This is a genomic window from Variovorax paradoxus, from assembly GCF_030811855.1.
Taxonomy (GTDB): domain Bacteria; phylum Pseudomonadota; class Gammaproteobacteria; order Burkholderiales; family Burkholderiaceae_C; genus Variovorax; species Variovorax paradoxus_L.
This window is the reverse complement of the sequence record NZ_JAUSRN010000024.1, coordinates 43,549-58,991: the sequence shown is the minus strand read 5'-3', so window position 1 is coordinate 58,991 and position 15,443 is coordinate 43,549. Positions and strand designations below refer to the sequence as shown.

Below are 15,443 nucleotides of genomic sequence, written 5' to 3'. Positions count from 1 at the left end.
ACCGCCAACCGCAGCGTCACGATGACCACGCCCGAAGGCGTGACGATGACCACCGTGCGCACCCGCCAGGGCCAGACCCAGAGCGTGACCGACGGGCGCGGCAACACCACCAGCTACAGCTACGACAAGAGCGGCAACCTGCTGCAGGCCAGCACCCCGCTGGGCGCGGCCACCGTCACCACTGGCAGCACCTATGACAAGACCGGCCTGGTCCTCACCCACACCGATGCCAATGGTGTGGTCACCAACTACGCCTACGACGCGGCCAACCGCCTGCTCACCCGCGCGCTCGACCCAACGGGCCTGAACCTCGTCACCAGCTACGGCTACGACGCCAAGGGCCAGACCGTGAGCGTCACCGACGCCCGCGGCGTGGTCACCGCCACCCAGTACGACCTCAATGGCCAGGCCGTGCGCCAGGCCATCGACCCCGCCGGGCTGAACCTCGTCACCACCTACGCCTACGACACCACCGGCCAGGTGCTGCGCGTCACCACGCCCAACGGCAGCGCCACCCAGTACACCTACGACGGCGCCGGCCGCCGCGTGAAGGAACAGGTCGACCCCGACGGCCTGAACCTCACGCGCAGCTTTGAATACGACGCGGCCGACAACGTCACGCGCGCCATCGACGCCAACGGCAGCGCCACGCGCTACGCCTACGACGCCAACAACCGCCGGGTCTTCACGCTCGACGCGCTGGGCAACCTCTCCAAGCAGGAATACGACGCCGAAGGCCGGGTGACCCGCGTGACCTCGTATGCGGTGCCCATCGTCACCACCGGCCTGGGCAACGCCCCCACTGTTGCGCAAGTGCTTGCCAAGGTGGTGGTCAGTGCCGGCTCAGACGTCACCGAAAGCCGCCGCTACGACCGCGACGGCCGCCTGAGCTTCAGCGTGGACGGCACCGGCGCCGTCGTCCGGTACATCTACGACAAGGCTAACAACGTCATCGAGACGCGGGCCTATGCCAACCGCGTCAACCTGGCGAGCTGGAACATTGCCAGCGATCCAACGGTCACGGCCGATGCCGCGCGCGACGAGCGCGTGCGCACCGTCTACGACAGCCTGAACCGCGCCACCTGGAACGTGGACGGCGCCGGCGACGTGGTCCAGTATTTCTACGACGCCAATGGCAACGTCACCGAATCGCGCGCCTACGCCACGGCACTGACCAGCGCGGCATTCGGAAGCTGGAACGGCACCTCCGCGCCCGCCGTGACCGCGGATGCATCGCGCGACCAGCGCCTTCGCACTGTCTACGACACCGCCAACCGCGCCACCTGGCGCGTCGACGCGCTGGGCGATGCCACCCAGTACACCTACGATGCGAACGGCAATGTCCTCGAGACCCGTGCCTACGCCAACGCGCTGGACGCCGCGGCGCTGGCCGCCTGGGATGGCCGCAGCGCGCCCGCGCCCGTGGCCGACGACGCTCACGATGCGCGCGTGCGCAACGTCTACGATGCCGCCAACCGCCTGAGCTGGCGCGTCGATGCCCTCGATGCGGGCACCGGCGCGGTGCAGCACATCGCATACGACGGCAACGGCAACGTCACGAGCCGGCGCCAGTACGCCAACGCCATCGCCTACGCTAGTGCGCCGGACAGCGCGGTGGCCAGCGACGAAGACCGCGCCACCGACTATCTTTACGACGGCGCCAACCGGCTGCGGTACGAACTGCGCTACACCAACACGTCCGATCTGGCTTCTGGCGTGGGCGAGATGCGCCAGGTCACCTCCTACGATTACGACGGCGTGGGTCGGCTGGTTCGGCAGACCGCGCACGCGTGGCCGCTGCTCAGCTATGTCAGCAACGACATCGATTCGGTCTTCGGCAATCTTACGGTTGCGCCAGACATCGATCAGTCGCAGTACATGGTCTATGACCCCGCGGGGCGCCTGGCCTGGCGCGTGGACGGGGTGGGCGCGGTCACGCGCAACACCTATGACGGCACCGGCAGCATCGTGCGCAGCGTGCAGTACGCCAACGCCATCGACGTGCTGGGCTTCAGCGGTGCCGCGAACGGCTATGACCTGCCGCATCTGAGCGAAAGCGCGTTGCTCACGGCTGTTCAGCCCGACGCCGCCACCGACCGCACGAGCGTGTTCGCCCACGACGGCGCGGGCCGCCGCACCTTCACGGTCGATGCCCTGGGCGGCGTCAACCGGGTCATCTACGACGCCTTCGGCAACGTCACCCAGCAGATAGCCTATGCCAATGCCATCGCGCCGCCCGGCGCCGCCACCACCTACACGGACGCCGCTTTGCAGGCGGCGGTCTCGGCCAACGCAGGGGCCGACCGCATCCAGCGCACCGCCTACGACCAGGCCAACCGCCAGGTCTTCGGAGTCGATGCCCAGGGCGGCACGACCGAATCCATCTACGACGGCCTCGGTCAGAACGTCGAAACGCGCCGCTATGCGCGAGCGATCGGCACCACGGGCCTGAGCACCACCGCCAGCCCGGGCGACATCCGCGCGCGCCTGAGCACGGACGCCGCCAACGACCGCATCTCGCGCCAGGTCTTCGACGCCGCGGGGCGTTCCATCTACGGCATCGACCCGCTGGGCTTCGTCAGCCGGACCGACTACGACGGCCTGGGCCAGGTGCGCAGCACCCAGCAGTACGCACTGGCCATTCCGTCCAGTACCGCCAGCACGGCGGCCGCCGTGGCCGCTGCCGTCGTCGCGAGCCCCAACGACCGCAGCACGAGCTACAGCCGCGACGCTGCCGGGCGCGTCCTCTCCAGCACCGACCCCATGGGCTTTACCGAAGCCTGGAGCTACGACGCGCTGGACAACAAGACCAGCTACACCAACGCCAAGGGCGCCGTGTGGACCTACGGCTACGACCGCGCCGGGCGCATGCTGGTGGAAGTCTCGCCGCAGGTCGAGCTCACCGCGGTGATGCCCGGGGCGGACGGCCGCCTAACGGTGAACGCGGCGGCCAGCGGGGTGGGCAGCGTCGTCACCCGGCTGATCTACGACGCCTTCGGGCAGCTGCGCAGCCGCATCGAAGCGGCCGGGCGCCCTGAGCAGCGCTTCACCTCGTACGAGTACGACCAAGTGGGCCGCCAGGTGCGCGTCATCTATCCGCGCGTGGGCGTGTACACCGGCGCGGAGGACATCACCACCAACGGCGACGGCATTGGCGACAGCGGCGTGGCCACGCGCGTTGAGCAGACCCAGGCTCTCTATACCCAGACCACCTACGACGCGCTGGGCAATGCGGTGACCAACCGCGACATCGGCGGCAAATACAGCTACAAGACCTACGATCTCGTCGGCCGAGTGGCCCATGACGTCGATGCGCTGGGCTTTGTCACCAGCTACGCCCGAAACACTTTCGGCGATGCCATCAGCCTCACGCGCTACGGCGCCGCCAGCGGCTTGGCCGCCGGCAGCCCCGCCAGCCTCGGCACCGCCCAAGTCCAGGCCACCGTAGCCGGCCTGAACCATGATGCCGACCGCACCCTGCTGACCGACTACGACCGGCTGGGCCGCGCCATCCAGGTCACCGAGCCCACCGTGTACGTGCACGACAACAGCCTGGCCTCGAGCCAAGGCTTCATGGCCGGCAAGACCACGCGCAACACCTACAGCACCTTCGGCGACCTGGCCCAGGTGGCACAGCTGCAAAGCGCGGGCAACTGGACGCTCACCACCCAGTTCTACGACCGCCGCGGCCAGCAGGTGGCCAGCGTCGATGCGATGGGCTACGTCACCACCCAGGCTTTCGACAGCGCGGGCAACGTGGCCGTGCACACCGAGTACGCCAAAGCCGCGACCGCCTGGGCTGGCACCGGCAGCCTGGCGGGCTGGACCGGCGCGGTGAATGCCGGCGCGGTGTCCATGCCGGCGTTGCCGGTGGCGGACGCGACCAACGACCGTCGCACCGAAACGGCCTACGACCGCAACAACCGCAAGACGAGCGAAACGCGCAAGAACGTCGAATACAGCGCCGCGTCCAACGGCACCAGCACGCGCGGCGATCTCACCACCAGCTACGGTTATGACGCTGTGGGCAACCTCACCCGCACCACAGACGCGGCCGGCGCCTCCACCTACAGCTACTACGACGCGCTGGGCCGCGTCACCGCCGTGGCCGAGCCCACGCGCACCAGCACCGAGAGCGGCGCGGCCATCACGCCGCTGACCGTGTTTCGGCGCGACGCCTACGGCAACGTCGTGCTCAAGACCGAGTACGTCAACGGGGCGGATGCCAATGGCAATCCGCTGAGTGCGGCTCCCTTGCCATCCTGGGTGGCCATTGCCAATCCGGAGATCGCCAGCGCGCAGGCAGGGGGATGGGTGGTGGAGGGCGACGTTGGCTTCATGTCGACCACGCCCTTCGAAGGCAGCGTGCCTATGTACCGGCTGCGCAGTGATTTCTTCGGGCCGATTCACTACTACACGCAGTCATTGGCGGAACGCGACGCGTTGCTGGCTTCGGGCATTTGGCATGACGAAGGCGTGACAGGCTACATCGCCGGCTCGCAAAGCGAGGGCACTGTGCCCCTGTACAAGGTGCAGTTGCGCCTGCCGGCCTTCTGGCCGCCAGAGATGCAGGCCTTCTCGGCCTACCACGTGCTGACCACCAGCATGGCCGAGGTCGACGACCTGGTGCAGAACTACGGCGCCACGTTCAAGGGGGCGGTCGGCTATGTCGGGCAGGCTCAGGGCGCGGTCATGGACCGGCCGCTGGTGCGCATGTCAAACCCTCTCGTCGGGGATCATTTCTACCTCGCCGGCACCGTCATCTCCGAACTGGATCCGGTGCGCGACGCAGAACTCTACGCCCACACCGACCGCACCAGCTACGCCCAGTACGACGCCCTGGGCCACATGGTGCAAAGCACCGACGCCATGGGCGCCAGCCACTTCAGCTCCTACAACAGCCAGGGCCTGATCGCCAAGGAGTGGCAGGGCGTTACCGACAACGACGGCGTTACGCGCACCCTGTACCGCGCCTACCAGTACGACGACCTGGGCCGCCAGACCCACGTGATCGACCCCGGCACCGCCAGCGACAACGCCAGCTACGTCAACGGCGCCGCTGCCGCCAGCGGCATCTACGTGGTCAACCCGCAGGCCACCGTCACGACTGCCGGCATGCTCGACGGAGGCAGCGGCACCATCTTTGGCGAAAGCAGCGAACCCATCGGGTTCAACGGCAAGCTCACACTCACCCAGCTGGCCAACATCGTCAACACGCAGGGCGGGCCGTTCCAGGTCCACTTCGACTACCTCACGCCCGATGTTGTGATTGCCGGCGACGAGACCAACCCCGAGACCGTCGAGCCCGGCCACGCCGTCACCCACACCCAGTCCTTCCTGGCCGAGGCGGCCACCACGCCAGGCGGGGTGGACCTGGTGCCCAACGAGCCCATCGCCAGCGTCACCGCGATTCGCATCTTCCAGCAAGACGGCGCAGGCAACTGGGTGCTGCTGTGGCAGGGCACCCCGGCGCAGGCCAACGGCCAGACCACCCTCGGCGGCGGAGTCGGGCAGCCCGGCGCCGCCGGCGCCGTGGTCGACACCGCCATGGCCTACAACGCCTTCGGCGAACTGGTGTCCAAGAGCGTCAACGGCCACCCCGGCGAGTACTTCGACTACGACCTGGCCGGTCGCCTGTGGCGCACCAACGCCGGCGACGGCGTGGACAAGATCGCCCTGTACGACCTGCAAGGCCGCCAGAACGCGGAGATCCGCAGCGCCGGCAACGGCCGCGGCGACCTCGACCTGCGCAACGCCGTCGGCAGCGCTGACCAGGCCGACTTGCTGGCCGACGTGCGCCGCACCGACACCACCTACGACCTGCTCGGGCACATTACCCGCCAAGCCTTGGCCGAGCGCCGGGAGACCCAGGGCGGCGTGGCCGTGCACACCGCCATGCTGGGCGCCAGCATCGCCGCCAGCAGCGGCCCGGGCGAGGATGTCTACGGCAACCCCGTCTCCTGGAGCGGCACCAACTCCGTGGCGCTGGACTGGTCCGGCTACCTCGCCGACCTGGGCAGCGGCCAGATCAAGGTCACGCTCAGCTATGCGCCCAAGGACGGCGCCGGCGGCGAAGGCGCCGTGCGCACCCTGGGCCAGGTCTTCAGCGCCGCCCAGGGCCTGAACGGCGTGGCCTTCAACTGGGCCGACGACGTCCATGCCGCCGAAGGCGGCATCCAGCGCATCGCCCACGTCACCGTCGCCAAGCAGGACCAGTTCGGCAACTGGCAAACCCTGATCGAGCGCGACAGCGCCGGCTATGCCGGCCAGGCCGTGCACATCGCCGCACCCGGCGCCGCGGTCGGACCGCCCTCGGGCTCCCAGGTGACCATGCAGCTGCGCCCCGCGGGCAGCACGGACGACAACGCCTGGGCCGACGTGCCCCTGGTCAACTTCGGCGACAGCCTGCGCTACGACGCCTCCGGGCTGCCCCTGGGCGGCTACGAGTACCGCGTCTTCACCGCCCAGCCGGGCCAGGCCGCGCAGATTACCGCCACCGGCAGCCTGAACATCACGCCGCGCGTGCTGGCCACCATCGGCACGCCCACCGGCGTGAACGGCGCCGCCCAAACCCTCGAGTGGCAGGGCCCCGGCGGCGGCGACCTGCAGGTCATTCGCCTGCGCATCGCGGGCTCGAGCGACCCGTGGGTGGAGCAGGCCATCGCCTACCCCGAAGGCAACGCGCACAGCGTGGTCGACCTCGCGGGCCTGGCCGCCGGCACCTATGAGTACGAGCTGCTGTGGACCCACCCGGGCGACGCCGGCCCCTATGCGCACGTCACCGGCCAGATCGGCAAGGTCGCGGGCGTGCCCGGCACCCCCGCCACGCCGGCCCAAGGCCTGCCGCACATCGACGGCCTGGCGGTGGAAACCCGCCAGGAGTGGATCGGCTACGACGAGCAGACGGGCGACATGTACCAGAGCGTCTACGTGGTGCGCCTGCCCCCGCCGCCGCTGGGCTCCATCAGCGGCTTCTTCTACCGCATCAAGGGCTTTGAGTGGCCCTTCACGCCCATTGAGATCCAGCCGCGCGCGGATGGCAACTGGGAAGCGAACATCACCGGCCTGCACCTGCCGGCCGGAGTCTACGAGTACGGCTACGGCTACTTCCCCGGCTTCGGGGCCGCGGCCACCAGCCAGGCCCTGGGCGACATGACCGTGGGCGCGGACGGCAGCGTCACCATCGTGGACACCACCCCGGCCTACGTGCCCGGCACCCCCGGCACGCCGGACACCCCGCCCCAGTACAGCTGGGCCGCCACCGACCCCGGCCCCTACGCCCTGAGCCAGGACCCGCTGCTGGGCGGGCGCCAGATCGGCCAGAGCATCGGCCAGAACGGCACCGACGGCTGGCGCCGCCCCATCGTCAACCAGAACACCGACCGCTGGGGCAACGTGCTGAGCATCAGCGACCCGCGCTCGGCCAACTGGGTCACCACCTACAGCTACAACGCCAACAACCAGCTCATCCGCCAGGTGCAGACCGATGCCTACGGCAACCCGGGCGTGGACGGCGATGGCAACATCGTCAACCCCGACGCACCGGTCACCCGCATCTACTACGACCAGATGGGCCGCCAGGTGGCCGTGCGCGATGCCAACGACCACGTCAACGGCCAGGTGTGGGACGCCGGCGGCAACCTCGCGCAGGAGCTGCACGCCGACGGCAACCTGATCGACAAGGGCGTGGTCAACCACGCGTACGACGCCTTCGGCGACAAGGTGCGCACCATCGACGCCATGGGCCAGGGCACCTGGTTCCTGCACGACAAGCTGGACCGTCTGGTGCGCACCACCCACACGGCCGCCTCCATCTGGGGCTGGCCCACGCTCTTCGGCCCGGCGCTGCTCGGCCAGGCCCAGATCAGCGAGACCAGCGCCTACGACCAGGCCGGTCGCCTCCTGCGCAGCACCAACGGCGCCGGCGAGACCCTGAAGTACACCTGGGACCTGCGCGGCAACCTGATCCAGACCACCCAGCCGATGGGCCAGGCCACCCGCGCGGCCTACGACGCGCGCAACCGCAAGATCCTGGAGATCGACGCCAACGGCGCCCTGGCCACCTGGGCCTACACCTACTTCGGCCAGCTCGCGGGCCACAGCGACATCGGCGGGGCCAATTACAGCTACAGCTACGACAACGCGCGCCAGCTGACCCACCAGACCAGCACCCGCGGCCAGAACCTGGCCTACAGCCACGATGCGGCCGGCCAGCTCGTGCGCATCGACGACGCCAGCCTGGGCAAGGTCAGCCGCTACGCCTACGACCTGTCGGGGCGGCGCGTGCGCGAACAAACCGAGCAGGGCGGCGTCAGCTACCAGGACAACCGCATCGCCTACGACGCGCTGGGCCGCATGCGCTGGGTGGCCGACACCCGCGCCTACCTCACCATCGACTACGACAAGGTGGGCAACCGCACCCACGTGGGCACCCGGCTGCGCGACCAGACCCTGAGCACCGAGCTGGTGGCCATGCCCGTGGAGCAGGACACCCATCGCTACTTCCAGTACGACGCCATGAACCGCCAGATCGTGGTCGATGCCGCCGACGCCAACGGCAGCCTGGGCACCAAGGGCCACCGCATCAGCTACGACCTGAACGGCAACCGGCACACCGACACCCACAACGGCATCCGCCTGGTGGGCGCCGGCAGCAACCAGTGGGCCGCCGAGGCCGGCGAGACCACCGAGACCTACGACTACGACGCGCTGAACCGCCTCACCGGCACCACGCGCGACGGCGCCCAGGTGGACAGCCGCGGCTACGACGCGGCCCACCGCGTCATCATCAGCGGGCCGGCGGCCAGCGTCGGGCCGGACTACCTCGCGCTGCACCGCCAGTGGGCCCCCAACACCGGCAACGACGCCCTGCAGTGGCGCCACAGCCAGTACGACGCCAACGGCCGGCTGGCGCACCAGGCCAGCACCGAGTTCATGCTGTCGGCCAACGCGGTGAACTACGACTACGACGCCGAGGGCAACGTGCTGGGCTACCTGGTGGCCGACACCGTCAACGGCACCTTCAGCCAGACCACCAACACCGTGGTGCGCGCCCAGGGCTACCAAACGGCGCAAAGCGTCACCGTCACTTCCCGCTCCGGCGAGCTGCTGACCCGGGGCGGCCTGGGCTACCACTACGACGCCAACGGCCACCTGGTCTTCGTCGGCGATTCGGGCCAGACGACCCATCCGACCCTGCGCACGCACAACTTCGTGAACGACGCGAACGGCAACGCCCTGTACGCCTACTACGCCTACGAGGGCACGCCCCAGGTGCAGGCCAACGGCCAGCGCCAGCTGGTGGTCAACGGCGAGGTGCTGGGGCGCTACGGCCTTTTGGCGGACAACCGCTTCGAGGGCACGCCGCTGGCGCAGAACGGGCCGCTCTTCAGCGCCCAGAGCGACTTCAGCTTCGGCTACCGGCCCATCGACGGCAACTACCCCGCAGGCAGCCCGGGCAGCTACGCGGTGAGCGCGGGCGACACCCTGCAGAGCATTGCCCGGGGGGCGTACGGGGATGCGAGCCTGTGGTACCTGATCGCGGACGCGAACGGCCTGGGCAGCGATGCGGACCTGAGGACCGGGCAGGTGCTGCGGATTCCGACCAGGGTGGCGAGTGCGGACAACGCGGGCACCTTCAGGCCTTACGACCCGAGCAAGATCGCCAGCGATTCGCCCACGATGCTGGCCTTGCCGCAGGCCGAGGACGACGGGTGCGGGGTGGTGGGGCAGATCATCATGGTGGTCATTGCCGTGGTGGTGACCATCTACACGGCCGGGGCGGCCGGCGCCTACTTCGGCGCAGCCGGGGCAGCGGGCGCAGGTGGCTTTGCCGGTGGGGTCGCCGTGCTGGGCGGAGCGGGTGGGTTGACAGCCGCAAGCATTGGCGCCGCAGTGGTGGGGGGCGCCGTGGGCTCCATAGCGAGCCAGGCTGTCGGTGTCGCCATCGGGGCGCAGGACCAGTTCAGTTGGAAGCAAGTGGCCCTCAGCGCCATCGGCAGCGGCGTCACCGCTGGACTCGGTGGCGGGCTGATCAATACCGGAAATGTGATCGGCGATGCGGTGGTGCGCGGCGCCGTCGCGAACTCGCTGACGCAGGGCATTGCGGTAGCCACGGGTCTGCAGTCGAGTTTCAGCTGGAGGAGCGTGGCGGCGAGTGCGGTCGGTGCAGGGGTCGCGCAGGGAGTGAGCGGCGCCATCGGCAACAGCTTCGGCTCGGACAGCTTCGGGCAGTTCGCCAACCGGGCCGTGTCCAGCTTCGCCGGGGGTATCACGACGGCGGCGCTGCGCGGTGGGCGCGTCAGTGCGACCCAGGTTGCTGTTGATGCCTTTGGCAATGCGTTGGGTCATTCGATCGCAGCGGCGAACGGGCAGTCCTCGGGCAGCAGTGGGGGCCAAGGCGACAACGAGCTTGATGCGCTCTTCCGAAAGAACAACAACTGGGCCGGGGTATCGGCCATGCCGAGCAACCAGGAGCCGGACTTCAGCTGGATCACGGCGGGCAACGCTCCTGCCAATCCGTATGCGAATCTGTCGATGGCGGGTGGGGTGCAGTTGGCGGCCGGGCCGGGCTATACCGGTGGTATGGGCTCGGAAAGCTACAAGGTGGAAATGGACGGGGCGGGGTGGGTTCCGTCGAAGAGCGTTCCCTCCTTGGGTGATGGCACGCCGGTGATGTCGAGCACCGATCCCAACGATGCGAGGCTGCAAGTCGAGTTGCCGTCCGGTGCCGATGTGCCTGCGATTGCGGGATACACGCTGCAGGGCTCGAAGTCGTATTCGTCGCTGGGCACGACCTCGCACTTCTATACGCCTGGCGCCGCTTCGACGAACGATGACTGGGGCCTGGGTTCAGAATTCCTGAATGACTGGGGCAATGCAGCCGAAGCGGCCGTGCCGAGCTATCCGAACGAAACGGCACGGCTGGGGAACTACCCGGCGCCTGGCTTCAGTGCCGAGATCGTCGATCAGCAGATTCTGAATGGGACTTACAACTCCTTCAGCGCGATCGGTGGTGCGTTGGCGAACGGGCAGCTTGGAGACGCATGGCGCTATGCGAGCCACACGCCATCCGATCAGGCAAGAGCTGCGGCAGTGGCGCGGGTGTATCCGCAGCCTAGCGCCGAGGCGCAGCGCCTGAGCACGATGATGGCTTCGCCTGGAGGGTCGATTGCGTGGGGCATTGCCGGCTTGGCTGGTGCAAGTCCACGGACGCAGGACGGGGTATTGCAAACCGTCGCGGCTCTCGGGCAGGTTGTGGGAACGGGGACGAATGCTTATCAGCAAACTCTAACGGCGAAAGCACCTCCACTTTTTGGTGCTGCTACACGTCCGAGAGGACTTGGGGGGGCGCTTGAAGTCAAGATGCCAAAGATCTTCAATGACCCGACACTATCTGCTTCGGAGAGGTCATATCTTGAGCGAGAGCTTGCGATCAAGCAGCGCGCCCTTGATCGCGGAGCGAAAAATGGAGAACTCATCTGGTCACCTTCAACAGGTGAAGTTCGAATCGGCAACCTGCAAGAACAATATCGTCAAAAGGTCGCCGAACGCTATCTACGCCGATTCGGCGTTGAACCCGACATGACTAAATTAAATGCTGATCACCCTATTGATCTGATTGTTGGTGGAAAATCTGATCAACGATTGAAGATGCTTGATGCGTCCATCAACAAGAGTGTCGGCGTTTCTCTATACCAAGCTGGACGAGCGGCGGGCCTTCAGCCCGGCGATCCGATTCCTAGTGTTGTGTTTATTCCCAGGTAGCAGATGAAAATGAAAGAATTTAGCTTTAGTACGGACACTGCCACTCTCTGTGTATTTGATCCTTCACGACTCAAACACAGACTGAATGATGATGCTGATTGGTGGACCACATCGGATGATGAATTGATTGAGGTCAACAAGGGAAATGTTGCCTTCTTTGGACTTGGGAGCGATGGTACGTATCGTGTTTCCTTCGCTGAGAGTCCATTGCCAGATTCGGCCCATATCAATGTGCAAGTGTCTTCTGGGCGAGTCTTCATCGGCGCAGGCGAAGAGGTGACTAGTGGTGGTTTGGAGCCGGAGGGTCTGCGCGGTGTGTTTGTTGATCTAGCCGCGGGAAGCTATACGGTAGCTGTGAAGCGGGAAGGCTCGTTGCTTACCGTTGTCTTCATGCCGGGAGAAGAAGGATGCAACGACTTCTCGCGCCCCGTCTTTGCTTAGTTGCAGCTTTCGCATTAGCGCAGTAGCTGTGTCCGGCCCACACGAACCAATCGCCTGTGTCAGCCCGCTCCGCCGGGAGTTTCTCCAGAATCCGGCTCATATTGAATCGCTGTGGAGGCACCTTGTGGGCGGATGGATGGGCTTGGATTTGAATGCCTCGCGCATCGTCCTCCTCCATCTCTTGATGAAACCTAGGCCGTCGTGGTGAATGGAAAGTTCGCCCAAGCCATCACCAATGCCAGCCGTCTCTGAAGTTTCCATACGCTCGCTTGCTGACCTCTACGCGAGCATCGTTGCTACCGCCCAGGCGCATGTTGAGCAAACTCCTTTGTTCGTGTCCGTCAAGGGCATGCTGGGCCAAATCCCTTCGTCCAACTACCCGATTCACTACAACGTCCCGCTGCATGAGGATCAGGACGCTGCGTACCTCAATTTGCCCAAGGCGCTGGTGGCCGAACACGATCTTCGTGCGGGTGACTACGTACAGGCTTCTGGCCGCATCGTCCCCAACTTGTACCAAAGCCGCCTGAGCTTCAGGATCGAAGTCAGCGACATCGCGCTGATGCAATCGCCTGCAGCCATCCAGCAGGAGCGCCAGGAGCGCGGCGCGGTGGAGCAACTCAAGAGGTTGCGCCGGCCCACGGTGCCGTTTCCCTCGGTCGAGGCCCTCAGGGTCTCGGTCATCTGCGCGCGAGCCAGCCAGGTCTTTGACGACTTCGCCGGCCAACTCGCCAACATGCAGCCGCCCCTGCGCCTCGAACGACTGGATGTGTCGATGACAGATGCGACTGCCATCGCAAACGCCATTGCCAAAGCCTCGGGCGACGTGATCGCGCTGATTCGCGGCGGCGGGGCGGTCGAGGAATTGCGCGTGTTCGACAGCCCGCAGGTGATCGAGGCGCTGGCCGCAACGAACGCATACCGCGTCGTAGGCTTGGGCCACACGGGCGATTCGAACCTCGCGGGTCTTGTGGCCGATTTTGTGGCGAGCACGCCGACCGCCGCAGGCGCGCATATGCGCGCGCAGTTGGACATGAGGGCGCAAGCATCCTCTGCAAAGCTTCAGGCGGCTGAGCACGCGCGTTCGCGCTCGGAGCACCGACGGCAAGTCGAAGCCCTGCAAGTGGAACTGGCGCGCGCCGGCTCCGCAACACGACGCTGGCCCTACCTCGCGGCTGGCGTGTTCGTCGGATGCCTGCTGTTTCTTGCGTTGCGCTACTTGACGTGATGACCGCTGCAAGTTCTTGCTGGTGCCCGACCTGGGTGATTGCCCGCACCGAGGCGGGGCCGAAGTGAACCGCTAAGCCCTGTCCTGTGTCCCGTCCCCATGCCGTCGTTCGATTAGCTCGTGAACCTCCTCTCCGTGCTGCTTGTCGTGCTCGCCGTCATGCGCGCGGCCCTTGCACTGCCGCTGTACTTGTTCGACTGGCTGTGCCACCTGGTGGCCTTCGCGTTCGATCCTTACGGCCCGCACGGCCCCAACCCGCGACTGGCCGCACTTCTCGATGAATGCGGCCTGCTTATTTTCTAAGCAGTTTTCGTTTTCAAGTCAAGTTGGCTCCCGTCTCACGTGGACGCTGGCTTTCATTGACAGGTTGGTTTTCGTGCTCTCGTTGCTTGGTCATCAACATCGGCCAAGAGAGAAGCCGACATCCCCCGCCATCCTCCAATGGGGCTGTTCTGCGGTCCGTGACCCGCTTGGAACCAAGCTCCGTTTCGAAGGACTCCCGTTTCAAGGCACTATTGCGCGGATTCTGGCTTTTTATCTCTCTCCGCAACAACACGCTTTTTGGTGAGGTACTCCTACGTGTGTAATCTTCGTTCATCACAAAACCAGAGGTAATTCGATGAGGTGGGGTTTTCCTACGGCGGCTCTATTGCTGAGCGTTGTTCTTTCCGGTTGCGCGCTCAAGCCGCAGCAACCCGTTCCTTTGAACCAGGACGCGATCGCTGCGAAGGGCGGCAAGGTCGGAGTAACGATGTCTGCCCTGCCCAAGGTAGACACGTACTTTCCAGGCGCCGATTGCCTGCTCTGCCATGCGTTCGCGAGCGCTTCCAATTCTTCTTTGACAAAGCACACCGAGACGCTTACGCGCGACGAGTTGGCCGCGTTGCAGGAAGATGTCGCCGCAGCATTGCGAAAGAAGAGTGTCGACGCTGTGGTGATCAAAGACCCCATCGACCTGAAGTCGCTTAGCGACATTCGCACCGAAGTACCGACAGCCGCCCGAAAGGACTTTGCTCCAGTCCGCGCCAAACTGGCTGTCGACAAACTGCTGGTCATTGACGTGCAGCAACTCGGATACGTTCGGACCTACGCTTCGTACGTGCCTACCAGCGATCCCAAGGCCACCGTTGTTGGCGCGGCATACCTCGTCGATCTCAAGACCAACACGTACAACTGGTACGTCCCTGTCAACGTGAGCCTGAGTGCCGGCGCCAAGTGGGACGAGCCCCCCAAGTTTCCGGGCTTGACCAACGCATACTTCCAGGCGCTGGAGGCGAGCCGCGATGCAGTGTTGAAGCCACTGACCGAAACCAACCTATCGCCACGCACGGAGCCCGTCGCCTCAGCGGTCAAATAGTCGCATGACCTCGGCATCGACCTCCGGCGCACGGCGCGTAAGATGGAAGGGAGTCGCGGGCTGGGTGATCGCGGGTGCGAGCTTTTGCGTCGCAGCACAGGTCGGGCCCGCAGGCCCCGCAATAGTTTCCGCGGAACAACCGACCCAGAACGCTGAAGCGCAGGGGCCCACGTCTTCGCCTCAGTGGGTTCTTCGGCTGCCATCTACTGACCCGGTTGCATTCAAAGGGGTCGAGAACTTCGACAGTGCTGGCGTCGGCGGCGGTTCCATCGCGTACCCAGCACCCAACGCAGCAGGCCTTCTGGCAGCGGTCATCGCTCATAGCCTGATTAATGAGGCAGCCAAAAATGCTCAGAAGATCAAGTTAAAGGAAGAAGCGGACCGAATCCTAGCGCCCTACAGGTCGGTACTCTCGAAGTACACACACGCGGAACTGGCACGCAGCGCGAAGCCCCCAAGCGGTCTGGCGGGGGACACTTGGCAGATCGATAGCGTACCCGTCTTCGCGCTTACGCAAGATCAGACCGCGTTGGTTCTTGACAATGAGGTGAGCGTTAAAGCTAGTGTGGTGCCGATCTATGCAGGGGTGATACGCGTTGTCTCTGCTCCGCTTGCTGAATCGGATCCAGTCGCCCACTGGAGCAGGGGAGA

General features: G+C 66.0%; 5 protein-coding genes. All 5 read left to right on the top strand.

The features are described from left to right. The first annotated feature begins 21 nt into the window (after positions 1 to 21). Entirely contained in the window at positions 22 to 11,766 is an 11,745-nt protein-coding gene (locus J2X92_RS28720; RefSeq protein WP_307581160.1) for a LysM peptidoglycan-binding domain-containing protein, read from the top strand. 3 nt (positions 11,767 to 11,769) lie between these two features. After that, on the top strand, positions 11,770 to 12,207 hold the full coding sequence (locus tag J2X92_RS28715) for a DUF6386 family protein (RefSeq protein WP_307581157.1): 438 nt from the start codon (positions 11,770 to 11,772) through the stop codon (positions 12,205 to 12,207). Between the two features lie 235 nt (positions 12,208 to 12,442). Continuing rightward, positions 12,443 to 13,435 carry an exodeoxyribonuclease VII large subunit gene (locus J2X92_RS28710; protein ID WP_307581154.1) on the top strand — a complete coding sequence of 331 codons (993 nt, stop codon included), beginning with the start codon at positions 12,443 to 12,445 and terminating at the stop codon, positions 13,433 to 13,435. A 120-nt stretch (positions 13,436 to 13,555) separates the two neighbouring features. Beyond that, entirely contained in the window at positions 13,556 to 13,738 is a 183-nt protein-coding gene (locus tag J2X92_RS28705; RefSeq protein ID WP_307581152.1) for a hypothetical protein, read from the top strand. 346 nt (positions 13,739 to 14,084) lie between these two features. After that, on the top strand, positions 14,085 to 14,792 hold the full coding sequence (locus J2X92_RS28700; protein WP_307581150.1) for a hypothetical protein: 708 nt from the start codon (positions 14,085 to 14,087) through the stop codon (positions 14,790 to 14,792). Positions 14,793 to 15,443 lie beyond the last annotated feature (651 nt).

Excerpts from the sequence above, each read along its gene's own strand:
- J2X92_RS28720 (WP_307581160.1), top strand. The coding sequence starts at position 22 with ATGACCACGCCCGAAGGCGTGACGATGACCACCGTGCGCACCCGCCAG.
- J2X92_RS28715 (WP_307581157.1), top strand. The coding sequence starts at position 11,770 with ATGAAAATGAAAGAATTTAGCTTTAGTACGGACACTGCCACTCTCTGT.
- J2X92_RS28710 (WP_307581154.1), top strand. The coding sequence starts at position 12,443 with ATGCCAGCCGTCTCTGAAGTTTCCATACGCTCGCTTGCTGACCTCTAC.